Origin of the sequence: Sphingomonas sp. JUb134, from assembly GCF_004341505.2 — a bacterium.
In the GTDB taxonomy this organism is placed as follows: domain Bacteria; phylum Pseudomonadota; class Alphaproteobacteria; order Sphingomonadales; family Sphingomonadaceae; genus Sphingomonas.
This window is the reverse complement of record NZ_SLYP02000001.1, coordinates 522,715-545,938: the sequence shown is the minus strand read 5'-3', so window position 1 is coordinate 545,938 and position 23,224 is coordinate 522,715. Positions and strand designations below refer to the sequence as shown.

The window sequence follows — 23,224 nt, the reverse complement described above, 5'->3', positions numbered from 1 at the left end:
CGAGCCTAGAGCTGGTGACCGGTGCGGTCGCGTTTGGTGGCGAGATAGCGTTCGTTGTGGGGATTGGGCGGGAGCGCATGGCGTACGCGCTCGGTGACCGTGACGCCGGCGGCCTCGAGCGCGGCAACCTTGGCCGGATTGTTGGTCAGCAGGCGGATCTGCCGCTGGCCGAGCAACTGGAGCATGCGTCCGGCGGTGCGGAAATCCCGGGCGTCGATGGCAAAGCCAAGCCGCGTGTTGGCGTCCACCGTGTCGAACCCCTGGTCCTGAAGTGCATAGGCACGCAGCTTGTTGACCAGGCCGATGCCGCGTCCTTCCTGGCGCAGATACAGCAGGATTCCCCAGCCACTCTCCGCAATGGCGGCGATCGCCGCGTCCAGCTGGGGGCCGCAGTCGCACTTGAGGCTGCCGAGCGCATCCCCGGTCAGGCATTCGCTGTGCAGCCGCACCAGCGGCGGCTGACCATTGGGCGTGCCGATCAGCAGCGCGATATGCTCGCCGGGGGATTCCGGCGTCCGGAAGGCGACGATCTCGGCCATCTCCGCACCGGCGACCGGCAGGCGCGCGCGGGTCGCGATGGCGAGCCGGGCGGGGTCCTCATGCGCCGCGACGTCCGCGGGCGTCACGGCTTCCGCGCCGGTCTCCTGGCCTAAACGAAGGAAGAAGGCGGGCAGCACCCCCGCCAGCCGCGCGAGCTGCAACGCGGTCTGCGCCGCATCAGGTGAAGGGAGCGGGATCGCGCGAAAAGGCCCCTTGAGGGGTGTTGCAAGGTCGAGCTGCGGATCGGCAAGCGCGGTCGCGGCCGCGAAGTCGAGCCACGGTGCGCGCTCGACCAGCACCGGCGCATCCGGAACGGCGGCGTCGCGCTGGTTGGCGAGCTTCAGCGTGGCGGCACGACCGGCGGAAAGCAGCACCGACGCCGTTTCGTCCGGATCGAAGGCGGCGAGCCGCAACGGGTCGGCGGTCTCGATCGCGAGCACGGTGACGGCAGCATCCGCGCCGAGGACCGCCACGGGCCAGCCCCGACGCAGGGCATCGATCGCGCGGGCAACGGCGCGGGGGTCGGTCAAAGCGCGAACTCGGTGAGGATCGGGATATGGTCGCTGGGCTTCAGCCAGCTGCGGCAATGCTCGAAGACCTTGTGGCCGGTTGCCTTGGCGGCGACGTCGCGGCTCGCCCACATGTGATCGAGCCGGCGGCCGCGATCGGAAGCTGCCCAATCCTTTGCGCGATAGCTCCACCAGGTGAACAGCCGCTCAGGGGCCGGTGCGAAGTGGCGACCGAGATCCACCCAGTCGTTTGCCGCCTGTAAGCGGGCCAGCGCCTCGATCTCGATCGGCGTATGGCTCACCACGTCGAGGAGCGCCTTGTGGCTCCAGACGTCGCTTTCGAGCGGGGCGACGTTGAAGTCGCCGACCAGCAGCGTGGGAATGCCCGACAGGCCTTCCGACCAGCGCGTCATCCGCTCCAGGAAGTCGAGCTTCTGGCCGAACTTGGGGTTCACCGCGCGGTCCGGCACGTCACCGCCGGCGGGGATGTAGACGTTCTCGAGCCGGAGACCGTTTTCCAGGCGCACGCCGATGTGCCGCGCCTCACCATTGGCCTGCCAGTCGAGCCGGTCGTCCTCCACCAGCGGCACGCGGCTGAGGATCGCGACGCCATGGTGCATCCGCTGGCCGTTGATCGCGATATGGGTGTAGCCGAGCGCCCGGAACGGCGCGTGCGGGAAGTCCTCGTTCACCACCTTGGTTTCCTGAAGGCACAGGATGTCGGGCGAGATTTCCCGCAGGAACCGCTCGACGATCTCCATCCGGAAACGAACCGAGTTGATGTTCCAGGAGGCGATCGAAAGAGGCGCAGTCATCGCCCGCGATGTAGCGATGGGGACCGGAAGGCGCCAGAGCGCGGCGCGTTTGTCGTGGAAATGGAAAGGCCCTCGTTCCGGGGGCATGGAACGAGGGCCGACCTAGCGTTCGTCACGCAGGCAGGAATTGAGAACCCGGGCAACAGGGGGGAAAATCCCGGACGCGCCTCAACTCCGCAAGACACCCTCTAAAGGGTGAAAGCTGTCGCCAGAATGAATGGATCGAAAGAATCCGTTCAGCGGCGGTTGGTGCCGCGGCGCGGTTCGTTGAAGCGGAAGGCGCTGTCCGCGACCGGCACGTTGAACCGCTGGTCGGAAAGGCGGATCGTCGTGCGGTTGTTCTGCGCGTCGAGCGTCACCCAGCCCTGGAGCATCAGCCCGGCGGGTGCCGAGGCGTTGCGCGCGAAGATCAGGGTAATTCGACCATATTCCGGATGCTTGGGATCATAGGCCTCGACGCTCACGACCCGCGAGTCGCTCTCCGGAAGCACGCGGGCATAGCGCGACGCATCACGGGACGGATCGAGCAGGATGCCGAGCGGCGAGTTCCCGATCGGCCAACGCTGCTTCTGTCCGACCTGATAATCCAGGAAATAGAGGGACTTGCCATCCGAAACCACCAGGATCGGCACGCCCTTTTCATATTGGAAGCGGATCTTGCCGGGCTTCTTGAGCGTCAGCGTTCCGGTCAGCACCTTGCCCGCGCGGTCGGTCTGGGTGAACGCGGCCGTCATCGAGTTGGTCTGCGCCAGATGCTGCTGCACGGTCGCGAGCGTGACAGGGGCCTGCGCGTGCACGGCGACGGGCGCGGCAAGCGCGATCGCGGCGGCGGGGGCGAGAAAGCGAATGGGTCGTCTCCAGATCATGGGGCCAGGATTAGGCGTGGGGGATTGAACGCGTCGTGAACTCGTCGGTTTCCTGGCGTTCAGCCGGACAACCGCCACCTCAGGCCAGCGGCCTGCCGTCCGGATCCATCAGCACCTCGCGCCGGCCGACATGGTCCGGACGCGAGACGAGCCCTTCCTTCTCCATCCGCTCGATGAGGCGGGCGGCCGAGTTGTAGCCGACGCGCAACTGGCGCTGCAGCCAGGAGGTCGAGGCCTTCTGGCTCTCGGCTACGAGCTGGCAGGCTTTGCGATAGAGCTGATCCTCGGGGCTGTCGTCGCCGGTGGGGGCACCATCGAGGCTGAAGCCGCCGTCCTCGCCGGGATCGTTGGTGACTGCGTCAATGTAATCGGGCTCGCCCTGCGAGCGCCAGAAGTCGGCCACGGCCTGCACCTCGTCGTCCGACACGAACGGGCCGTGGACGCGCGCCAGCTGCTTGCCGCCCGGCATGTAGAGCATGTCGCCGCGGCCCAGCAGCTGCTCGGCGCCCTGTTCGCCCAGGATGGTACGCGAGTCGATCTTCGAGGTGACGTGGAAGGAGATTCGGGTCGGCAGGTTCGCCTTGATGACGCCGGTGATGACGTCGACCGAGGGGCGCTGCGTCGCCATGATCAGGTGGATGCCGGCCGCGCGGGCCTTTTGCGCGAGCCGCTGGATGAGGAACTCGACCTCCTTGCCGGCCGTCATCATCAGGTCGGCGAGCTCGTCGACGATCACGACGATCTGCGGCAGCGGCTGCAGGTCGAGCGTCTCTTCCTCGTACATCGGCTGACCGGTTTCGGGGTGATAGCCGGTCTGCACCTTGCGGCCGAGCTTCTGCCCCTTGGCCTTGGCGGCGCGGACCTTTTCGTTGAAGCTGCCCAGCGAACGGACGTTGACCGACGCCATCATGCGATAGCGGTCCTCCATCGTCTCGACCGCCCATTTGAGCGCGCGCACCGCCTTGGGCGGATCGGTCACCACGTCGGCGAGCAGGTGGGGGATGCCCTTGTACATGCTGAGTTCCAGCATCTTCGGGTCGATCATGATCATGCGGCACTGATTGGGCGTCAGCCGGTAGAGCAGCGACAGGATCATGCAGTTCAGGCCGACGGACTTGCCCGAGCCGGTGGTGCCGGCGACCAGCAGGTGCGGCATCGGCGCGAGATCGGCGACGACGGGGTCGCCGGCGATGTTCTTGCCCAGCACGATCGGCAGCTGCGCATTCTGGTCGGCGAAGCTCTGGCTCGCCATCAGCTCGTGCAGGTTCACCGTCTCGCGGCGCGCGTTCGGCAGCTCGATGCCGATCACGGTGCGGCCGGGGATGGTGGCGACGCGTGCCGAGATCGCCGACATGTTGCGGGCGATGTCGTCAGCGAGCTGGATCACGCGGCTCGCCTTGATGCCCGGCGCCGGTTCCAGCTCGTACATGGTGACGACGGGGCCGGGCGAGACCTTCACGATCGAGCCCTTGACGTTGAAGTCGTCGAGCACGCTCTCGAGCAGGCGTGCGTTGCGCTCCAGTGCCGCCTTGTCCACCGAGGGGCCGCTGTTGGGCGGGGGTGGGGCGAGCAGCTCGATCGAGGGCAGCTCGAAATTGTCGCGCAGGTCGAGCGACTGCTGCGTGGACTTGGGCTGTGCGGCCGGCGAGGGCGCGGCGACGCGGTCCTCGATCGTCGGCGGCGGGCGGCGCTCAGGCTCCGCGAGCTTGCGCGGCTTGGGTTCGAACGGAAGATCCTCGTCTTCGGGATCGAGCGCGATGCGGCGGCTGCTGGCGAGCGGCATCGCCTCGTCGTCGTCCTCGCCGTCGACCAGGTCGGCGGCGGCGCTGCGGCGGGGCAGGCGGAGCGCGCCGGCGGGCAGCTCGATCGTCATGCCGCGGCCCCACAGCACCACCCCTGCGATGCCGACCAGAAGGCCTACGACCCGCTGGGTCCACAACACTGCCGTGGCATCGGGAATGAGGCGGATCAGCCCCTGGAGGAGCGAGGCGAGCGACCAGCCGACCACGCCGCCCCAGCCGCCCGGGAGCGCCGTCACCGCCTCGTGCGAGACGAAGGAGAGGGCGGTGCCCATCAGCGCGATGCCCAGCACGCAATCGCGCAGCATCGCGCCCCAGCGGCCGACGGGCACGTCGCGCCACAGCCGGATCGCGATGATGATGCCGAGCGGAATCAGCAGCCCGACGGCCACGCCGAACACCGTCAGCAGCAGGTCCGCGACATAGGCACCGGGCGCGCCCACGCGATTGCCGATGATGGCACCGGCGGCGGTGTTCAGCGACGGGTCGCTCGGGTGATAGGTGACCAGCGCCACCGCGACGAGCAGCATCAGCACGAACAGCGCCGCTGCGCCGATCATCGCACCGCTGCGAACGGCCCCCGCGCGCATCGCGTCGCGCCACACCATCGGTTGCGCCTGGCTGGCCATGACCTTCTTCCCGCTCGAATATCTTAGAAAAACCGGCAAGATGCATCGCGCGCGCCGACTCCGCCGTCAAGGCGGCGGCAATCGGCCCGGCCCTTTGCGCGGGCGGGTTTCCGCACTACACCGGCGGCCATGCAGCAAGCGGACGTCCTTATCCTCGGCGGCGGACTGGTGGGCAGCACGCTCGCCGTCGCACTCGCCGCCCATGGCCTCACCGCGATCGTGATCGATCCCGCCGACCCGGCGGTGATCCTGGCGCCCGGCTTCGACGGCCGCGCCTCGGCGATCGCAAGCGCCAGCCATCGCATGTTCGAGGCGCTGGGCATCGCGCAACAGCTGGAGGGCAAGGGCTGCCCGATCCGGGCGATCCGCGCAACCGACGGCCTGGCACCCGGCGCGCTCGACTTCGTCCCCGATTCCGATGCGCCGCCGCTCGGCGTCATGTACGAGAACAAGGCGATCCGCCGCGCGCTGCTCGAAGCTGCCGAGGCCGCACCGGGCGTGGACCTCCGGATGCGCACGCGTGCGGTGTCGGTCGATCGCGGCCCCAACGGGGTGACGGTGGTGACCGACAAGGGCGATACCCTAACCGCCCCCCTGCTGATTGCGGCCGAGGGGCGCAATTCCCCGACGCGCGAGGCGGCGCGGATCCGGACGGCGCGCTGGAGCTATGACCATGTCGCGATGATCGCGACGCTCAACCACGAGCACAGCCACGAGAACGTCGCCTACGAGATCTTCTATCCCGCGGGCCCGTTCGCGATCTTGCCGATGAACGACGACGCCAACGGCCATCGCTCCGCGATCGTCTGGACGGTCGAGGCCAAGGACGCGCCGGGGCTGCTCAAGCTGTCGGACCGCGGCTGGCTGGCCGAGGCATCCAAGCGGATGGGCGGGTTCCTGGGGCATCTGGGGCCGCTGTCGCCGCGATCGAGCTACCCGCTCGGTTTCCACCATGCCGCGACGATCACCGCCGACCGGCTGGCGCTGGTGGGGGACGCTGCCCACGGCATCCACCCGATCGCGGGGCAGGGGCTCAACCTGGGGCTGCGCGACGTAGCCGCGCTGGTGGAGGTGCTGGTCGAGGGCAAGCGGCTGGGCATGGACCTGGGCGACCCGCACCTGCTCAAGCGCTATGGCCATTGGCGCGGGCTCGACACGCTGGCGGTGGCGACGGCGACGGATGGGCTCACGCGGCTGTTCGGTATTCCCGGCAAGACCGCGAGCGCGGTGCGCCGGTTCGGGCTCTCCGCGGTCGATCGCATCCCGCCGCTCAAGGCGCGCTTCATGGCCGAGGCGCGCGGCGAGACGGGGCAGCTGCCGAAGCTGTTGCAGGGCGAGCTGGCCTGAGCGCACTTCGTGCTCCTGCGCAGGCAGGAGCCCAAAGCCACGAACGCAGCGATCAGTAACCCTGGGCTCCTGCCTGCGCAGGAGCACGGTTGGTTCAAAGGAGCGGCTACCGTTCCGCCGCGTCGCTCTGCTCGGCCTGTGCCGGTGCCGCTTGCGGCCGCGTCATGATGAAGCTTCCGCCCCAGGCGCCGTGCACCTGCCAATGGCCGGTGATCTCGTCGCCGTCCGCGTTCACCGTTCCGCGATATTCAACGACGTCATAGTCCTCGCTCACGGGCGCGTAGAATTTGGTGAAGCGCACCGCCCGGCCATCGCGGGTGCCGTCGACTGCGGAGGTGAGGTGGCGCCCGACCAGGATCACCGCGTCGATCTCCTCGATGGCGCCGCCGAGCCGCCCGCCCGTGTCCGTGAGAGTCGCGCGGAAGCTGGTGGCTGGCAGATCCTCGGGATAGTTGAAGATGCCCAGCCAGACGCCGCTCAGGTCCGCGTCGCTCATGCGTCGAGCGGGCGGGCTTCCTCGACCAGCATGACGGGCACGCCGTCACGGACGGGATAGGCGAGCCCTGCCGCCTCCGAGATGAGTTCCTGCGCATCCTCGTCCCAGCGCAGCGGCGTGCGCGTCACCGGGCACACCAGGATCGAGAGCAGCCAGGGGTCGAGCGTCTTCGTCATTGCAGGGTCCTGCCTTCTTCGTCGCCGTGCCGGCCGAAGAACTGCATCAGCTGCACGATCAGTTCTGCGCGGCCCGACAGCGTGTCCGCCTCCAGCAGCGCCTGCTTGGACGCGGGATCGAACGGCGCAATTTGGGCGATGCCGTTCACCAGCGTCTCGTCGTCGAGGCGCGACACCGATTCCCAGTCGACCGCATAGCCCTGCACCTCGGCGAAGCGGCGGGACTCCATCTCCAGCGAGGCGCGCTCTGCAATCGCGAGCGTGCCGCTGGGCTGGTTCGGGAGCAGTTCCGCCTCGACCTGCCGGAACGGGGTCGCCACATCGAGCTCCTGAAGCACGCGGAAGCGCGCGAGGCCTTCCAGGACGATGTCGAAGCGGCCGTCGGGCAGCGCCTCCACGTCGATGATCTGGCCGACGCAGCCCATGCCGAACAACGCCGGGCGCTCGCCGTCGCCGCGCGGCTGGATCATGCCGATCCGCCGATCGCGGGCGAGGGCGTCGGACACCATCGCCCGGTAGCGCGGCTCAAAGATGTGCAGCGGCAGGTGCATGCCTGGAAACAGCAGCGCGCCCGAAAGCGGGAAGATCGAGACGCGGGTCGCCATTCGCTCAGCCGAACAGGACGGCGGAGAGCTTGCGGCGCTGTGCCGATACCCACGGGTCTTCCAGGCCGACGGCTTCGAAGAGCTTGAGCAGCTGCTGGCGGGCAGCGCCCTCGTTCCATTCGCGGTCGGCAGCGATGATCGACAGCAGCGTGGCTGCGGCCGAATCGCGGTCGCCTGCCGCCATCTGCCCGCCGGCGAGCCGGAAGCGCGCGTCCAGGTCCTCCGGATTGGCGGCCACCTCGGCGGCGAGGCCGGCGAGATCGTCCACCGGCTGCGCTTCCCGCGCCAGCGCAAGGGCGGCACGGGCGCGCTCGACCTCCGGGTTCTTCGCGGCCTCGGCGGGGAGGGCGGCGATCGCGGCCTCTGCCTCCTCGTTGCGGCCGAGCACCATCAGCGCACGGACGCGACCGATGGCGACGCCGGCATGCTCGGGCGCGATCTCGGCAACCTGGTCGAAGATCGACAGCGCGCGCTCGGCATCGCCGCCGGCAAGCACCTCCTCGCCCATCTGGACGAGGGGCTCGATATCGGCATCTTCGCCCGCGGCGCCGGGTTCCACCGGCAGCTGGCGCAGGATTTGGTCGAGCATGCCCTTGAGCTGGCTCTCGGTGCGGGCCTGGGTCAGGTCGGCGACCAGCTGGCCTTGGAACATCGCATAGACGGTGGGGATCGACCGCACCTGGAATTGCGAGGCAATGAACTGGTTCTTGTCGGTGTCGATCTTGGCCAGCACCACGCCCTTGTCGGCATAGGCGGCGGCGACCTTTTCGAGCACGGGGCCGAGCGCCTTGCACGGCCCGCACCATTCCGCCCAGAAATCGATGATCACCAGCTTGGTCATCGACGGTTCGACGACGTCGCGGCGGAAGGCTTCCACGGCCTCCTTCTCGGCGGCGGACAGTCCAAGCGTGGCCAAGGCGTGCTCCTGTTGCGATTGCGGTCAGTTTCGGTCGCCTATGTGGGCGCTGGGATGCGGCAGGCCAAGTCTTTTCGAAAAAGTGCAAGAAGGGGGTTGTCGGGTCTAAAAGTCGCTGCTAGTTGCCCCACCTCGCCGGGGCACACCGGCGAAACGCCAGAGAGCGGGCGTAGCTCAGGGGTAGAGCACAACCTTGCCAAGGTTGGGGTCGAGGGTTCGAATCCCTTCGCCCGCTCCAGTCGTCCACCAAGAGGTGGACCCATTCACCAGCATCGATGCGATACCGGCATTAGCCGGAACGGCTTGCGCCGTCCTCTTGCCGCGTCCTAGCTCCGCATTCCAGCGGTGCAGGAGAGCGGCATGACGAACAGCAGCGCCCCGGTGCGGGTCGGGATCGGCGGATGGAGCTTTCCGCCCTGGCGCGGCACCTTCTATCCGGAGGGGCTGGCGCAGAAGCGCGAGCTGGAGTTCGCGTCGCGCGCGCTGACCGCGATCGAGATCAACGCGACCTATCATGGCAGCCAGAAGCCGGCGAGCTTCGCCAACTGGGCGAACACGGCACCCGACGGCTTCGTCTTCGCGGTCAAGGGATCGCGCTATGTCACGAATCGCAAGGTGCTCGCGGAAGCGGGCGAATCGATCCAGCGGTTCCTGAACCAGGGGATTCTCGAACTCGGGGACAAGCTCGGGCCGATCCTGTGGAAGTTCATGGCCACCAAGCAGTTCGATGCAGAAGATTTCACTGCGTTCCTGCGGCTGCTGCCCGAGAAGCACGAGGGCGTGCCGCTGCGGCATGCGGTGCAGGTCCGTCATGCAAGCTTCGCGGCACCGGATTTCGTGGCAATGGCGCGCAAGGCGGGGGTGGCGATCGTCTTCGCTGATTCGGCGAGCTATCCCGCGATCGCCGACGTCACGGCAGACTTCGTCTATGCGCGGCTGGAAGCCGCCGAAGAAGCGGAGCCGGAGGGCTATGCACCCGCCGAACTCGACCGCTGGGCCAAGGCCGCCCGGACCTGGGCGGCGGGTGGGGTGCCGGAGGGGCTGCCTTATGTCGGCGCCGCGCCGCCGCCGGTGGGGCCGCGCGAGACGTTCGTCTTCTGCATCAATGGCGCCAAGGTGCGTGCGCCTGCGGCGGCGCAGGCGCTGATCGCGCGGCTGGGCTGAGGGGGACGCATGCCGCTCTACGCAATCGACGGGCTGGCGCCGCAGCTGCCCGAGGACGGATCGAGCTGGGTCGCGCCCTCGGCCGATGTGATCGGCGACGCCCGACTGGGGCGCGAGGTGGGCGTGTGGTTCGGCGCCGTCATCCGTGCCGACAACACGCCGATCCTGATCGGCGACCGCACCAACATCCAGGAAGGGGCGATGCTCCATTCCGATCCGGGCAGCCCACTGACGGTAGGGGCGGGGGTGACCGTCGGCCATCATGCGACCCTTCACGGCTGTACGATCGAGGACGATGTGCTGATCGGCATGGGGGCGATCGTGCTCAATCGCGCGGTGATCGGCACCGGATCGCTCGTGGGGGCGGGGGCGCTGGTGACCGAAGACAAGGTCTTCCCGCCGGGCAGCCTGATCATGGGCAGCCCCGCGCGGGCGATACGGAGCCTGGACGAAGTGGCGATCGCCGGCCTGCGCCGCTCCGCCGACGGCTATGCGGAGCGCCAGCGGCGATACGCGCAGGGGCTGACGCGAATCGACTGAGCGTCCCGTTCTGGCACGAAGTTGAGGAAGTTGAGGCTCGAACGCATCTTTGACCTGCCCTTTCCTGACCACGCGACTCGGTGTGCCAGCGCGGAGCCGAGTAGGACAGGGTAGAACGTGGTGACGGATCAACCGTCGGGGTGGGCCTCTCGATCTTCCCCTCTTACCGTTCGCCTCGAGTAGCCATCGAGCTTGTCGAGATGGCGTATCGAGAGGTCAGCGCTCGCGGCTCTCTCGATACGGGCTCTCGACAAGCTCGATCCCTACTCGAGATGAACGGGATTGGGGAACGGAATGGGCGGCCGTGGTGATTGCCGGACGGCCTAGAACGCCGCGATCCCCGTGATCGCGCGGCCCAGGATCAGCCCGTGGACGTCGTGCGTCCCTTCATAGGTGTTCACGGTCTCCAGGTTGATCGCGTGGCGCAGCACGTGAAATCCGGCGGAGATGCCGTTGCCGCCGTGCATGTCGCGGGCGACCCGGGCGATGGCCAGCGCCTTGCCGCAGTTGTTGCGCTTGAGCAGCGAGATCGCCTCGGGCGCGAGGGTGCCGTCGTCGAACATGCGGCCGCAGCGCAGCGCCGCCTGCAGGCCGAGCGCGATCTCCGTCTCCATGTCGGCGAGCTTGATCTGCACCAGCTGCTTGGAGGCGAGGGGGACGCCGAACTGGTGCCGGTCGAGGGTGTAGCGGCGCGCGGCGTGGAAACATGCCTCGGCCGCGCCCATCGCGCCCCAGCCGATGCCGTAGCGGGCGCGGTTGAGGCAGCCGAAGGGCCCTTTCAGCCCCTCGACGCCGGGGAGCAGCGCGTCCCCGCCGACTTCGACACCGTCCATGACGACCTCACCGGTGACGGAGGCGCGCAGCGACAGCTTGCCCTCGATCCTGGGCGCGGACAGGCCCTCAAGCCCCTTGTCGAGCAGGAAGCCGCGGATCTTGCCGCCGTGCGCGTCGGACTTCGCCCAGATCACGAACACGTCCGCGATCGGCGCGTTGGTGATCCAGGTCTTGGTGCCCGACAGGCGATAGCCGCCGTCGATCGCCTCTGCGCGGGTGCGCATGCCACCGGGGTCTGAGCCGGCATCGGGCTCGGTCAGGCCGAAGCAGCCGACCCAGTCGCCGCTGGCGAGCTTCGGCAGGTACTTGCGCCGCTGCGCTTCCGAGCCATAGGCGTGGATCGGGTGCATCACGAGGCTGGACTGCACGCTCATCGCAGAGCGATAGCCGGAATCCACCGCCTCCACCGCGCGTGCGATCAGGCCATAGGAGACATAGCCGAGGCCGGCGCCGCCATATTCGGGCGAAATGGTCGCGCCGAGCAGACCGAGAGCCCCCATCTCGTGCAGGATGTCGCGGTCGAAGTCTTCGTTCAGATAGGCCTGGGTGACCCGCGGCAGCAGCTTTTCCTGGGCATAGGCTTGGGCGGTGTCGCGGACGAGGCGTTCCTCGTCGGTCAGCTGCGCGTCGAGCCCGAACGGGTCTGCCCAGTCGAACCGGCCCATGTCGGCCATTGCCGCTTCCTTCTTCAGGCGCCGGTCTGGTTCAAGCCGGCTTCGTCGTCCTGGACGGGTTCGGAAGCGGCCGGCGCCGCTTCGTCCGCTGCTGGCTGGGTGGCGGGCGGCACCGGAAGCGGCGCCGACGGCACGGACAGGGTACCCCCGCCCTGAATCGCCACCGTCTCGATCGCATTCAGCGCCTGGCGCGCGGCGATGTAGCGGCGGGCCGCGTCCATCCAGCTCTGCGCATTGGCGGCACCGGGCATGCGCGCGATTTCGGCCAGCGCACCTTCGACCTGGGCGGCGTCCAGTCGCCGGCGCGCACGGGCGAGCCTGTCTGCCGGCAGCATGCTGGGGCTGGCATCCTGGCGGATGATGATGAGCTGCGACAATTCGCGGCGGATGCCCTGCCACCAGCTTTCGTCCGGACCGCCGCCCGAAAGCTTGGGCGCGATCGTGTCGAGCGCGAGGCGGAGGTCCTCCAGCGTCACCGGCTGGCGCGCGGCGGCGATGACGGTTGCCACCGCTTGCGGCTCGGCCGCGGCGAAACGCTGGCGCAGCTGGTCCTCGATATAGCCGAGCGCCAGGCCGCGATCGAGTGCGCGGCGGGCGGCAAAGGCGACCAGCAGCCCTTCGGCGCGGGTTGCGAAGCCGGAAGCGACCCGCGAGCTGGTGTCGACATTGGCGAGCCGCGCCTCGAGCTCGGCGATATGCGCGGCGAGCACCTGCTCACGCTGCGACAACGTGGCGATGTCGGCCGGGCGCTGCGCCGGCGGGGCGGCGTTCTGCGGGGTGGCAGGCAGCGGTGCGCTCTGGACCACGGCTGGCGTGGCTGCAGGGCCGAGGCCGATCCAGGCGCCGAAGCGGTGGACCAGCCCGGCCATGGCCGCCAGTCCGAGCACAAAGGCGAGGAGCGCGATCCACAGCATGGTGTTCCCGCGCGGCTTGCGGGGAGCCCCCGTGGCGGAGGACGCCGTTTCCATCGTCATGCCGTCCTTATCCTCGCGGCGGTGCGTGCGGTCAATCGGCGAGGCGGATTGCAGCCGTAACCAGCGCCGGATCGGTGGGAACCGCGGCGACGGCGAGGGCGTCCCAGCCGTCTCCGGCCGCCTCGGCAGCCGCAGGGCTGATCGCGGCGAGGCGGAGGGTGGAAGGCGCTACTCCGGCTTCGGCAAGCACATGCCGGAACCGCTCGGCGGCGCGAGGGGAGTGGACCAGGGCGACGCTGCCGGCGAGGCGGCGAACGGCGTCCAATGACGGGGCCAGCGGCGTGCTGGCATAGACCGCGACCATGCGGGAGACGGCGGGATGCTCCGAGAGGCGAAGGGACTCGCCGCCCAGCCACAAGGCGCGACGGACGCCGGCCGCCCAGGCGGTTTCGAGGAGCGTCTTGGCCCCCCCCGTCCCGACCCGAACGACGCTCAAGCCGACGTCTGCGGCAGTTCGGGCGGTCGCTTCTCCAACTGCCCAGACCGGGAGCGTGGCCAACTCGGCGAGCTGAGGCCCCAAGTGCCGAACCGTGTTCGCGCTGGTCAGGACGAGCGCGTCGTGGTCCGATGCGGCAACCAGCGGCCATCCCCGTTGCTCCACGTGAAACAATGGCGTGCGCAGTGGCTGGTAGCCCGCAGCGGTGATCCGCTCGACGGTGGCCGACGCGCCGGGTTCCGGGCGCAGCACCGCGAGGGGGCGGCTCATTCGCCGGCGAACAGCCGCCGCACGCTGTCGGGGGCGCGTGCGAGCAGGTCTTGCGCGAGGGCCGGTGCCAGCGCGACGTCGCCGACCGAGCCTTCCGTCGATCCGGTCACATGGGCGCTGCCATCCTGCGCATAGAGTTCCGCGCGCAGCGTCAGGCGGTTGCCCTCGATCGTGGCGAGCGCCGCGACGGGGGAGTGGCAGTCGGCGCCGAGCGCCTCCAGCAGCGCGCGTTCGGCCGACACCGCTGCGCGGGTATCGGCGTGGCTGATGGCGCCGACGAGTTCGCGGGCGCGCGCATCCTCGGCCCGCACCTCGATGCCGACCGCGCCCTGCGACGGGGCGGGCAGCATCACGTCGAGCGGCACCGGGGCGCCCACGTCTTCGCGGCCGAGCCGCACCAGTCCGGCCGAGGCGAGCAGCGTGGCGTCCACTTCTCCGGCGGCGAGCTTGGCGAGGCGCGTCTCGACGTTGCCGCGGAACAGCACGATCTTCGCGTCGGGTCGATGGCGGAGCACCTGGGCGGCACGGCGCGGCGAGCTGGTGCCGACGACTGCCCCCTGCGGCAGGTCCGCGAGCGCGGCGACGCCGAGGATGCGGTCGCGGACATCGGCGCGGGGCAGCATCGCGGCGATGGCGATGCGGGTCGGGCGGATCGTCTCGACATCCTTCATCGAATGGACGGCGGCGTCGATCTCCTCTTCCAGCAGCGCGCGGTCGAGTTCCTTGGTCCACAGCGCCTTGCCGCCGATCTCGGCGAGTGCGCGGTCCTGCACGCGGTCTCCGGTGGTGCGGATCGGCACGATCGCGATCCGGTCGGGCGACCAGCCGTGGGCGGCGGCGAGCGTGTCGCGGGTCATGTGCGCCTGCGCCATCGCCAGCGGCGATCCGCGCGTTCCGAGACGGAAGAGGGGAGCGGTGTCCATGGAGGTTGGCGTAGGCAAGCGGTCGCGCTTCGACAAGCCGCCCCTTCGACAAGCAAGCCCCGAGCGGATAGAAGCGGGGCCATGTCCGCCCCCCTGATCCTCGGGCTCGAATCGAGCTGCGACGAGACCGCTGCCGCGCTGGTCCGCGGCGACCGCACCATTTTGTCGCACAAGCTTGCCGGGCAGGAGGCGCATCACGCCCCCTTCGGCGGGGTCGTGCCGGAGATTGCCGCGCGCGCGCACGTCGAGGTGCTGGGGCCGCTGGTGGAGGCGGCGCTGGCCGATGCGGGCGTGACGCTGGCCGGCGTCGACGCGATCGCGGCGACGGCGGGGCCGGGGTTGATCGGCGGGGTCATGGTGGGGCTTGTGACTGGCAAGGCGCTGGCGCTGTCGGCGGGCAAGCCGCTGATCGCGGTCAATCATCTGGAGGGGCATGCGCTGAGCCCCAGGCTCGCCGATCCGGATCTCCAGTTTCCCTATCTGCTGCTGCTGGTGTCGGGCGGCCATTGCCAGCTGCTGCTGGTGGAGGGCGTCGGCGCCTATCGCCGGTTGGCGACCACGATCGACGATGCCGCGGGCGAGGCGTTCGACAAGACCGCCAAGCTGCTCGGGCTGGGCTTCCCCGGCGGGCCGGCGGTGGAGCGGGCGGCGGCGGATGGCGATCCTCGTGCGGTGCCGCTGCCGCGGCCGCTGGTGGGATCGGGCGAGCCGCACTTTTCGTTCGCAGGCCTCAAGAGCGCCGTGCTGCGGGCGCGCGACGCCGGCATCCATGCGACGCCGGATATCGCTGCCTCGTTCCAGCAGGCGGTGGTCGACTGCCTGGTCGATCGCACCCGGCGGGCGCTGGGGCGGATCGCCCCGCCGACCGCGCTGGTGGTGGCCGGCGGAGTCGCCGCCAACCGCGCGGTGCGGGGTGCGCTGGAGCAGGTGGCGGCCGAGCATGGCCTGCGCTTCGTGGCGCCGCCCTTGTGGCTGTGCACCGACAATGCCGCGATGATCGCCTGGGCCGGCGCCGAGCGCTTGGAGGCGGGGCTGACCGATCCGCTCGACGTACCGGCGCGGGCGCGCTGGCCGCTCGATCCTGAAGGCGAGCGGGTGCGCGGCGCGGGGGTGAAGGCATGAGCGTGCTGGGTGTTCTCGGAGGCGGTGCCTGGGGCACGGCGCTGGCGCAGGTGCTGGCGAGCGGTGGCCACGACGTGCGGCTGTGGGTGCGCGAGCCGGAGGTGATCGAGGCGATCAACGGGACCCATGAGAACCCGCTGTTCCTTCCCGGCCGGACGCTGTCCGACCGCATCGAGGCGACCGGCGACATCACCTGGGTCGCGGAGGCGGCGGCCGTGCTGGTGGTGACGCCGGCGCAGCACATGCGATCGGTGCTCGCCGACCTGCCGCGCCACGGCCAGCCGCTGATCCTGTGCTCCAAGGGGATCGAGGCAGGGAGCCTCAAGTTCCTGCACGAGGTGGCGGGCGAGGCCGTCGACGGATCGCCGGTGGCGGTGCTGTCTGGGCCGACCTTTGCGCACGAGGTGGCGGCCGGGCTGCCGACGGCGGTGACGCTGGCGGCCGAGGATGCCGCCCTTGCCCATCAATTGGCGGCGACCATCGCCCAGCCGACGCTGCGCCCCTACGTCTCGACCGACGTGGTCGGCGCGGAGGTGGGCGGCGCGGTGAAGAACGTGCTGGCGATCGCGTGCGGCGTGGTCGAGGGCGCGGGGCTGGGACAGAATGCGCGGGCGGCGGTGATCGCGCGCGGCTTTGCCGAGATGACGCGCTTCGGCCTGGCGCGCGGCGCGCGGGCGGAGACGCTGTCGGGGCTGTCGGGGCTGGGCGACCTGGTGCTGACCTGTTCGTCGACGAGCTCGCGCAACTTCTCGCTGGGCGTGGGGCTGGGGCAGGGGCGCCCCGCGGAGGAGCTGCTTTCCGATCGCCGGACGGTGGCCGAGGGCGCGCATACCGCGCCGGTGCTGGCGCAGGCGGCGGCTGCCGCCGGCGTGGACATGCCGGTCACCGAAGCGGTGTGCCAGCTGCTGGACGGGGCGGACGTGGGCCGGGTGGTCGAGGCGCTGCTGACCCGTCCGCTGCGCGAAGAAGGCTTCTGACGCGGTGCCGGAAGTGCCGCCCATCTCCGGCCTGCTCGAAACCGCGCTCTATGTCGCCGACATGGCGCGCGCGGCGGTCTTCTTTCGCGAGGTGCTAGGATTGCGCCCGATGCTCACGGGCGAGCGGCTGACCGCGTTCGATGCCGGCGGCTCGGGCGTGCTCCTGCTGTTCCTGGCAGGCGCATCGACGGAGGACATGCCGGGTGCCGGCGGCGTGGTCCCCGGCCATGACGGCAGCGGCCCGGTGCACATGGCGTTCGCAATTCCCGCCGGCAGCGAGGATGCGTGGCGCGCGCACCTGGCAGCGCACGATGTGGCGCTGCGCAGCGAAGTGGCGTGGCCGCGCGGCGGGTGCAGCCTCTATTTCGAGGACCCCGATGGGCACGTCCTGGAACTCGCCACGCCGGGTCTCTGGCCGAACTACTGACCGGCTCCGGCGCCGTGCCGGAGCCCGGGATCAGTCGCCCTTCTTGGCAGCCTGGACGGCGGCAGCCGGGTCCACCGACGGCGCACCCGACGCCGGGGTGGCGGCGTTTTCGAGGTCGGCGGTCGGCGCCCCCTCGGCCACATTGGCCTCCGCCTGGGTGGCCGGCGCCTCGCCTGCGGCGGGTGCTGCCGGGAGCGGCAGGTTCGAGCCCTGGGAATTGAGATAGGCGACGACGTTTGCGCGATCCTGGGCATTGCCGAGGCCCGCAAAGGTCATCTTCGTGCCCGGCGCGTACTTCCGCGGCGAGGTCAGCCAGGCGTCCATCGCGTCGAAGTCCCAGTTGCCGGGGACCGACTTCAGCGCGTCGGAATAGGCGAAGTTCGGCAGGTGGCCGTGGGGCTTGCCGATGACACCGTAGAGGTTCGGGCCGATGCCGTTGGCGCCGCCCTGATTGACGGTGTGGCAGGCGGTGCACTTCTTGAACACCTCGGCGCCCTTGGCCGGATCGGCCGAGGCGAGCAGCGTCGCGAACGGGACCGCCGAAGCGCCACCGGCGCCTTCGCCTTCCACCCCCTCGATCGGATAGCCCATTTTTTCGGGGCGTCCGCCTTCGAAAATCATGCCGCTGGCGACGGTCAGGCCCAAAGCAGCGGCCAGACCAGCCAAAGTCCAGCCAGCGATCGTGTTCATCCGATTGTCCATGCCGCCGCCGATTTCTCGCTAAACAAGGGAAGATTGTTACGCTTTACGTCGGTCTGCCCTTGCGTCGCAAGCAGGCCTTGCGTCGTTGACATCGCGCAACTAATCGCCTGCCCTCATGCAGAGCTATGCCGCACCGGCGCGGGCCCTGGTCGCGCGCATGACCGAAGCGGCGCGCGCAGCCCCCGAACGTGCCGTCGCCTATCAGGGCGCACCGGGCGCGAACTCCCATGTCGCCGCCAACCAGGCGCTTCCGGACGGGCTGCCGCTGCCATGCTTCAGCTTTGCCGATGCGGTGGAGGCGGTGCTGAGCGGGGCGGCCGGATGCGGCATCATCCCGATCGAAAATTCGCTGCACGGCCGTGTCGCCGACATGCATTTCCTGCTGCCCGAATCGGGCCTGGTGATCGTGGGCGAGCATTTCCTGCCGATCCGCCACACGCTGATGGGGTTGGGCCGGCTGGAGCAGGTGACCCAGGCGACCAGCCACGAGCAGGCGCTCGGCCAGTGCCGCCGCTGGCTGGCCGAGCGCGGGATCGCGCCGGTCGCCTATGCCGACACGGCCGGTGCGGCGGCGCTGGTGGCGGAAACCGGGGACCCGAGCCTGGCCGCGCTGGCGCCGCCGGGAGCGGCCGAGCTCTACGGGCTCAACGTGCTCGCCAGCGATATCGCCGATGCTGCGCACAATACGACCCGATTCGTGATCCTGGCGCGCGAGGCCAATGGCGGGCGGGTCGAGGGGCCGGCGATGACCAGCCTGGTATTTGAGGTGAAGAACGTGCCGGCGGCGCTGTTCAAGGCGCTGGGCGGCTTTGCGACCAACGGCGTCAACATGACCAAGCTGGAGAGCTATCAGCGCGACGCGAGCTTCACCGCGTCGGAGTTCTTCGCCGATATCGAGGGGCAGCCGGGCGACGTCGCCGTCGACCGTGCACTCGACGAGCTGCGCTATCACAGCAAATGGGTTCGGCTGCTCGGCAGCTATCCTCGCGCCCGCGAGCGCGGCTGACCGGCTAGCCCTGCGCGTCCAGCCAATGGGCGAGCAGGCTGTAGGCGATGGCATAGTCCGGCGGGGCGTCGAACCGCGCGCCCTCGGCCCGGGCGAGCGCACCGGCCACCTCGTCGCGAGTCGCCCAGAAGGCGTCCTCCAGCTCGTTGGTATCCAGGCGGATGGTGTCTTCGAGCGCTTCGCCGATGCAGGCGAGCATCAACTGCGAGGGGAAGGGCCAGGGCTGGCTGGCGACGTAGCGGACGGCGCCCACGGGCACGCCCGCTTCCTCCAGCACTTCGCGGCGGACGGCTTCTTCCAGCGATTCGCCCACCTCCACGAAGCCGGCGAGTGCCGAATAGCGGCCGGGTGCCCAGGAGGCTTGGCGGCCTAGAAGAACGCGACCGTCATGTTCGGCCAGCATGATGACGACCGGGTCGGTGCGCGGGAAATGCTGCGCAGCACAGGCCGGGCAGCGGCGCGCCCAGCCGGCGCGGAACAGGTCCGTCGGAGTGCCGCAATTGGCACAGAAACGGTGGCGGCGGTGCCAGTCGGCGAGGCTGCGCGCGGCCGCATAGGTGGCGGCGTCGGCGGCCGGCATGGCGGCGAGCACCCCCATCAGGTTCGGCGAGCGGCTGACCGGCGATCCTTCCCCATCGACGGCGGCGACGAACCGCGGGACGCCGGCGTCATAGCCCAGGAACAGCGGCGTTACGCCGGCCGGAAGCGTGCCGAGCGCGTCCCAGACCATGCGGCCGTCGGCGTCCACTTCCGGTTCCAGCGCGCGCAGGCGCAGCAGCTGGGCGCGCGGATCGGCAAGCGCGGCGGCGAGCGCCTCCGGATCGTCGCGCTCGCGATCCGCGCGGTCGAGGGTGCCCCCGGTGAAGCCGATCATCGCTGGAGGTCTGCGAGCAGCGCGCGCGTCAGGTCGGCACGCAGCGGCCAGCGATCGGCGGGGAAATAGTTGACCATCACCGTGCCGCGCAGCTGGCGGGCGGGATCGACGAAGGCGATCGTGCCGGCGGCACCGCCCCAGCCATAGGTGCCCTTGCCGAGGCCGCCGGGCACGTCCTCCAGATACACCGAGCCGCCCGCCCCGAAGCCCATCTTGGGCGCATTGGTGCCGCCGGTGCTCGCGTCGACGCCGCCGAAGGAGACGCCGGCCGGGAGCAGGTTCGACATGGCTAGCGAGACCGTCTCCGGCTTCATCACGCGCTTGCCGTCCAGCGTGCCGCGGTTCTGGAGCATGTGGAGGAAGCGGTCATAGTCGCGCGCCGACGCGACGAGGCCGGCGCCGCCATAGGGGAAGCTCGGGGCCTTCAGGAAGATCGAGGTCGTCGCCGGATCCAGCGGCACCGCGCGATCGCCGACGAAGACATAGTTGGTCGCGAGCCTTCCGGCCTGGTCGGCGGGCACCTGCCAGTAGGTGGAGGTCATGCCGAGCGGGCCGAACATGCGGGTCTCAAGGAAGCGTTCGAACGACATGCCGCTCGCGACCTCGATGACGCGGCCCATCAGGTCGAGGCTGACCGAATAGCTCCACGTGCTGCCCGGATCGGCGATCAGCGGCAGGGTGGCGAGACGATCGGCGAACTCGGCGAGCGATTTCGGCCGCACGCGCAGCATCTCGGTCTCGACCTTGGCATTGATCGCGGCGGGGACGATGCCGAGCCGCTCATATTCGTGGAGCAGCGGCCCCTTGGTGACGATGGAATAGCCGAGACCCGCCGTGTGGGTGAGCAGGTGGCGGATGGTGATCGGGCGCGCGGCGGGGCGGCTGGCGAGGCTGCGCTCGGGATCGGTGAGCACGCGCATCTTGGCGAAGGCGGGAAGGAAATCGGACACCGGCTGGTCGAGCCGCATCTTGCCGTCCTCGATCAGCATCATCGCCGCCATCGCGGTGATCGGCTTGGTCATCGAATAGACCCGCCACAGCGAGTCCGGGGTGACGGGCGCGCCGCCGTCCGAAAGCCTTCCCCTGGCGACGAAGCGGGTATCGCCCGGGCCGCCGATCGCGACGGCGATTCCGGGTGCGCGGCCGGCGGCGACATAGCGGTCGGCGGCCGATTCGACGCTCGGGAGTGCCGGGGCGGAGGGCTGGCGGGCGGGGGCGACCTGCGCGGTTGCGATCGGCGGGGCGACCAGCGCCAGCGCCGCGATGCCTGCCATCCACGTCCGTGCCCTCATCGCAATCCCTCCATCAGCCGCTGTGCGCGGACGAACACCGTCGGCATGCCCGCTTCGTCGAGCGAGTCGATCGGCCACCATTCGCCATCCGGCACGGCCATGTGGGCCGGCAGCGTGGCCGCCGCAACCGTGCAGCTCAGGCGGAAATGGGTGAAGCCGTGGGCGACGCCGCCCATTGCCTGCCAGTCGGCGTCGACCGGCGCCTCGGCCAGGCCGGGCGGCGTCTCCGCCCACGGGCCGGTCGGCAGCGCGCGCATGCCGCCGAGCAGGCCCTTGGCCGGGCGGCGGACGAGCAGCACCTGGCCTTCGTGTTCGAGCCAGAAGATGGTGCCGTGACGGTGCGGCTTCTCGCGCTTGGGCGCCTTCAGCGGAAAGGCTTCCGGATCGCCGGTGGCGAAGGCGTCGCACTGGGTGCGCAAGGGGCAGAGCAGGCAGCGTGGCGCGCGCGGGGTGCAGATGCCCGAGCCGAGATCCATCATCGCCTGCGCGAAGTCGCCGGCGCGCATCTCCGGCGTGATCGAATCGGTTGCGACACGGATCGCCGGACGGCCGGCGGGCAGCGGCTGGGGGAGGGCGAACAGCCGCGCGACCACCCGCTCGACATTGGCGTCGACCACCACCGCGCGCCGACCGAAGGCGATCGCGGCGATGGCGGCTGCGGTATAGGCGCCGAGGCCGGGGAGGGCGCGCAGGCCCTCCTCGGTGTCCGGCAGCACGCCGCGATGGTCGTTCGCGACCGCGCGGGCGCAGGCGAGCAGGTTGCGGGCGCGGGCGTAGTAGCCGAGCCCTGCCCAGGCGGCCATCAGCTCGGCATCCTCGGCGGCGGCGAGACTCGCGAAATCGGGCCAGCGCGCGACGAACTTTTCGAAATACGGGCGCACGGTCGCGACCTGGGTCTGCTGGAGCATCACCTCCGACAGCCAGACGCGATACGGATCGGGCGCGGGGGTGTTGGGCGGCGCACGCCAGGGCAGGCTGCGCGCGTTGGCGTCGTACCAGTCGAGCAGGGCGGGAGCGATTGCAGAAAGGTTGGCGGGCACGCCGCGCCTATGGCATGGGGAAGCCGCGATGACGACGCCCCCCAAAGCCCCCACTGCCACCAAGGTCCGGCCTCCCAAGGAGGAGCCGAAGCGCCACGGCTATGCGCGCGCGGTGGCGGACCTGTTGCCGGACATCGGCCGGGCGGCATTCCGCAAGTTCGGCTTCATCCAGAGCGCGGTGGTGAGCCGCTGGCCCGAGATCGTCGGCGAGCGTTATGCGCGCGTGTCCGCACCCGAATCGATCCGCTTCCCGCAGGGGCAGCGCACCGACGGGGTGCTGACCCTGGTGGTGCACGGCGCGCACGTCACCATGATGCAGCACATCGGCCCCGAGATCGTCGAGCGGGTGAACCGCTTCTTCGGCTATGCCGCGGTCGGCCGCATCGCATTCCGGCAGGGCGACGTTCGCCGCGCGCAGCGGGTCGCGCCGCCGCGGCCGCAGCCGACGCACGTGCCCGCCGAGTTGGGCGAGAGCCTGCGCACCATCGCCGATCCTGAGCTGAAGGCAGTGCTTTCGGCACTGGCGGCCGGCGTCGCTGCGCCGCCGACGCCGCTTTCGATACCGGTTCTGGGAAAGGTTCGTTGATGCGGTTGCTGGGGGTGCTCGCGGGTGTGCTCGCGGGACTGGTGATGACGGGTGGCGCAGAGGCGCAGCCGGCACGCGACTGGCGCACGGTGACGGTGAAGGCGGCGAGCGGCGGTTTCCAGATCGGAAACCCCAAGGCGCGCGTCACGCTGGTCGAATATGTCAGCTACACCTGCCCGCACTGCGGCCATTTCGTCGAGGAATCGAAGGCACCGCTCCATGACGGGCTGGTCCGCAACGGCCAGGTCCGGGTGGAGATCCGCAACTTCGTGCGCGATCCGCTGGACCTTGCGAGCGCCTTGCTTGCGCGCTGCGGCGGGACGGCGCGGTTCGCGCGCCAGCACGCGCTGATCTTCGCCAACCAGAAGGCGCTGCTCGACAAGGCGATGGCGTTCCAGGCCAAGCCCGATTCGTTCAAGGGCGCGACGACGCTCGAGGCACGGCTGCGGCGCATCGCCGCGGGTTCGGGGTTGACCGCGCTGATGACGCGCAGCGGGCTTTCCGCGCAGCAGGCGGACCGCTGCCTGGTCGATCCGGTCGCGCGCGGCGAACTGGTCGCGGCGACCGAGAAGGTCCAGGGCCGCGTCCAGGGCACGCCGAGCTTCGAGATCGACGGCAATCTGCTCGCTGCCAACAGCTGGGCCGAGGTCGAGCCCCCGCTGCGCCAGGCGCTGCAGCGCTAACC

Annotated in this window: 25 protein-coding genes and 1 tRNA gene; 10 read left to right on the top strand and 16 right to left on the bottom strand. The window is 70.0% G+C overall.

Annotated features, from left to right (window positions below; translation table 11 throughout):
- Positions 1–5 precede the first annotated feature (5 nt).
- The 4 genes from ribA to EDF69_RS02390 form a co-directional block, all read right to left on the bottom strand.
- On the bottom strand, positions 6–1,070 hold the full coding sequence (gene ribA, locus EDF69_RS02405; protein WP_132882958.1) for a GTP cyclohydrolase II: 1,065 nt from the start codon (positions 1,068–1,070) through the stop codon (positions 6–8).
- A complete protein-coding gene (locus tag EDF69_RS02400; protein WP_132882957.1) occupies positions 1,067–1,864 on the bottom strand; it encodes an exodeoxyribonuclease III in 798 nt (265 codons plus the stop codon). The genes ribA and EDF69_RS02400 overlap by 4 nt, the downstream gene beginning before the upstream one ends.
- 236 nt (positions 1,865–2,100) lie before the next feature.
- Entirely contained in the window at positions 2,101–2,730 is a 630-nt protein-coding gene (locus tag EDF69_RS02395) for a LolA family protein (protein ID WP_132882956.1), read from the bottom strand.
- A gap of 79 nt (positions 2,731–2,809) precedes the next feature.
- Positions 2,810–5,158: an FtsK/SpoIIIE family DNA translocase gene (locus tag EDF69_RS02390; protein WP_132882955.1), complete on the bottom strand. Its 2,349-nt coding sequence runs from the start codon at positions 5,156–5,158 to the stop codon at positions 2,810–2,812.
- A 129-nt stretch (positions 5,159–5,287) separates the two neighbouring features.
- Here EDF69_RS02390 and EDF69_RS02385 point away from each other — a divergent pair, with 129 nt between their 5' ends.
- The gene (locus tag EDF69_RS02385) at positions 5,288–6,505 is read left to right on the top strand and encodes a UbiH/UbiF/VisC/COQ6 family ubiquinone biosynthesis hydroxylase (RefSeq protein ID WP_132882954.1); all 1,218 of its coding nucleotides are present in this window, start codon (positions 5,288–5,290) and stop codon (positions 6,503–6,505) included.
- 106 nt (positions 6,506–6,611) lie between these two features.
- On the opposite strand, the gene EDF69_RS02380 is transcribed toward EDF69_RS02385, so the two are convergent.
- From EDF69_RS02380 to EDF69_RS02365, 4 genes are read right to left on the bottom strand one after another with little or no spacing between them, the layout of a single operon-like run.
- The gene (locus tag EDF69_RS02380; protein ID WP_132882953.1) at positions 6,612–7,001 is read right to left on the bottom strand and encodes a hypothetical protein; all 390 of its coding nucleotides are present in this window, start codon (positions 6,999–7,001) and stop codon (positions 6,612–6,614) included.
- A complete protein-coding gene (locus EDF69_RS02375) occupies positions 6,998–7,177 on the bottom strand; it encodes a Trm112 family protein (RefSeq protein ID WP_125960210.1) in 180 nt (59 codons plus the stop codon). Before EDF69_RS02375 ends, EDF69_RS02380 begins: the two co-directional genes overlap by 4 nt.
- On the bottom strand, positions 7,174–7,782 hold the full coding sequence (locus EDF69_RS02370) for an LON peptidase substrate-binding domain-containing protein (protein ID WP_132882952.1): 609 nt from the start codon (positions 7,780–7,782) through the stop codon (positions 7,174–7,176). The genes EDF69_RS02375 and EDF69_RS02370 overlap by 4 nt, the downstream gene beginning before the upstream one ends.
- 4 nt (positions 7,783–7,786) lie before the next feature.
- Positions 7,787–8,683, bottom strand: a complete 897-nt coding sequence (locus tag EDF69_RS02365) for a tetratricopeptide repeat protein (protein WP_132883006.1) — start codon at positions 8,681–8,683, stop codon at positions 7,787–7,789.
- Positions 8,684–8,861: 178 nt separating this feature from the next.
- On the opposite strand from EDF69_RS02365, the gene EDF69_RS02360 reads away from it, so the two are divergent.
- The 3 genes from EDF69_RS02360 to EDF69_RS02350 all read left to right on the top strand — a co-directional run bounded on the left by EDF69_RS02360 (position 8,862) and on the right by EDF69_RS02350 (position 10,402).
- A tRNA-Gly gene (locus tag EDF69_RS02360) sits at positions 8,862–8,936 on the top strand.
- Positions 8,937–9,058: 122 nt separating this feature from the next.
- Positions 9,059–9,862 carry a DUF72 domain-containing protein gene (locus tag EDF69_RS02355; RefSeq protein WP_132882951.1) on the top strand — a complete coding sequence of 268 codons (804 nt, stop codon included), beginning with the start codon at positions 9,059–9,061 and terminating at the stop codon, positions 9,860–9,862.
- 9 nt (positions 9,863–9,871) lie between these two features.
- Positions 9,872–10,402: a gamma carbonic anhydrase family protein gene (locus tag EDF69_RS02350; protein ID WP_132882950.1), complete on the top strand. Its 531-nt coding sequence runs from the start codon at positions 9,872–9,874 to the stop codon at positions 10,400–10,402.
- Positions 10,403–10,725: 323 nt separating this feature from the next.
- On the opposite strand, the gene EDF69_RS02345 is transcribed toward EDF69_RS02350, so the two are convergent.
- Genes EDF69_RS02345 through hemC form a run of 4 tightly spaced genes read right to left on the bottom strand, consistent with a single transcriptional unit; the run spans position 10,726 to position 14,513 of the window.
- The gene (locus EDF69_RS02345; protein ID WP_132882949.1) at positions 10,726–11,910 is read right to left on the bottom strand and encodes an acyl-CoA dehydrogenase; all 1,185 of its coding nucleotides are present in this window, start codon (positions 11,908–11,910) and stop codon (positions 10,726–10,728) included.
- 14 nt (positions 11,911–11,924) lie between these two features.
- Positions 11,925–12,884: a hypothetical protein gene (locus tag EDF69_RS02340; protein ID WP_132882948.1), complete on the bottom strand. Its 960-nt coding sequence runs from the start codon at positions 12,882–12,884 to the stop codon at positions 11,925–11,927.
- 31 nt (positions 12,885–12,915) lie between these two features.
- On the bottom strand, positions 12,916–13,590 hold the full coding sequence (locus EDF69_RS02335; RefSeq protein WP_132882947.1) for a uroporphyrinogen-III synthase: 675 nt from the start codon (positions 13,588–13,590) through the stop codon (positions 12,916–12,918).
- A complete protein-coding gene (hemC, locus tag EDF69_RS02330; protein ID WP_132882946.1) occupies positions 13,587–14,513 on the bottom strand; it encodes a hydroxymethylbilane synthase in 927 nt (308 codons plus the stop codon). Before hemC ends, EDF69_RS02335 begins: the two co-directional genes overlap by 4 nt.
- A gap of 81 nt (positions 14,514–14,594) precedes the next feature.
- Here hemC and tsaD point away from each other — a divergent pair, with 81 nt between their 5' ends.
- From tsaD to EDF69_RS02315, 3 genes are read left to right on the top strand one after another with little or no spacing between them, the layout of a single operon-like run.
- A complete protein-coding gene (tsaD, locus tag EDF69_RS02325) occupies positions 14,595–15,635 on the top strand; it encodes a tRNA (adenosine(37)-N6)-threonylcarbamoyltransferase complex transferase subunit TsaD (RefSeq protein ID WP_132882945.1) in 1,041 nt (346 codons plus the stop codon).
- Entirely contained in the window at positions 15,632–16,612 is a 981-nt protein-coding gene (locus EDF69_RS02320) for an NAD(P)H-dependent glycerol-3-phosphate dehydrogenase (RefSeq protein WP_132882944.1), read from the top strand. The genes tsaD and EDF69_RS02320 overlap by 4 nt, the downstream gene beginning before the upstream one ends.
- Positions 16,613–16,616: 4 nt before the next feature.
- Entirely contained in the window at positions 16,617–17,039 is a 423-nt protein-coding gene (locus EDF69_RS02315; protein ID WP_204991291.1) for a VOC family protein, read from the top strand.
- Positions 17,040–17,069: 30 nt separating this feature from the next.
- Here EDF69_RS02315 and EDF69_RS02310 read toward each other — a convergent pair whose 3' ends face one another.
- On the bottom strand, positions 17,070–17,741 hold the full coding sequence (locus EDF69_RS02310; RefSeq protein WP_132882942.1) for a c-type cytochrome: 672 nt from the start codon (positions 17,739–17,741) through the stop codon (positions 17,070–17,072).
- 115 nt (positions 17,742–17,856) lie between these two features.
- Here EDF69_RS02310 and EDF69_RS02305 point away from each other — a divergent pair, with 115 nt between their 5' ends.
- Positions 17,857–18,747 carry a prephenate dehydratase gene (locus EDF69_RS02305; protein ID WP_132882941.1) on the top strand — a complete coding sequence of 297 codons (891 nt, stop codon included), beginning with the start codon at positions 17,857–17,859 and terminating at the stop codon, positions 18,745–18,747.
- 4 nt (positions 18,748–18,751) lie between these two features.
- On the opposite strand, the gene nudC is transcribed toward EDF69_RS02305, so the two are convergent.
- Genes nudC through EDF69_RS02290 form a run of 3 tightly spaced genes read right to left on the bottom strand, consistent with a single transcriptional unit; the run spans position 18,752 to position 21,953 of the window.
- Entirely contained in the window at positions 18,752–19,621 is an 870-nt protein-coding gene (gene nudC / locus EDF69_RS02300) for an NAD(+) diphosphatase (RefSeq protein ID WP_132882940.1), read from the bottom strand.
- Entirely contained in the window at positions 19,618–20,913 is a 1,296-nt protein-coding gene (locus tag EDF69_RS02295) for a serine hydrolase domain-containing protein (RefSeq protein WP_132882939.1), read from the bottom strand. Before EDF69_RS02295 ends, nudC begins: the two co-directional genes overlap by 4 nt.
- The gene (locus EDF69_RS02290) at positions 20,910–21,953 is read right to left on the bottom strand and encodes an NUDIX domain-containing protein (RefSeq protein ID WP_132882938.1); all 1,044 of its coding nucleotides are present in this window, start codon (positions 21,951–21,953) and stop codon (positions 20,910–20,912) included. The genes EDF69_RS02295 and EDF69_RS02290 overlap by 4 nt, the downstream gene beginning before the upstream one ends.
- 28 nt (positions 21,954–21,981) lie before the next feature.
- Between EDF69_RS02290 and EDF69_RS02285 the strand changes: the two genes are divergently transcribed.
- Both EDF69_RS02285 and EDF69_RS02280 read left to right on the top strand, forming a co-directional pair.
- Positions 21,982–22,539 carry a DUF721 domain-containing protein gene (locus EDF69_RS02285; RefSeq protein ID WP_132882937.1) on the top strand — a complete coding sequence of 186 codons (558 nt, stop codon included), beginning with the start codon at positions 21,982–21,984 and terminating at the stop codon, positions 22,537–22,539.
- The gene (locus EDF69_RS02280; protein WP_132882936.1) at positions 22,539–23,222 is read left to right on the top strand and encodes a DsbA family protein; all 684 of its coding nucleotides are present in this window, start codon (positions 22,539–22,541) and stop codon (positions 23,220–23,222) included. The genes EDF69_RS02285 and EDF69_RS02280 overlap by 1 nt, the downstream gene beginning before the upstream one ends.
- Positions 23,223–23,224 lie beyond the last annotated feature (2 nt).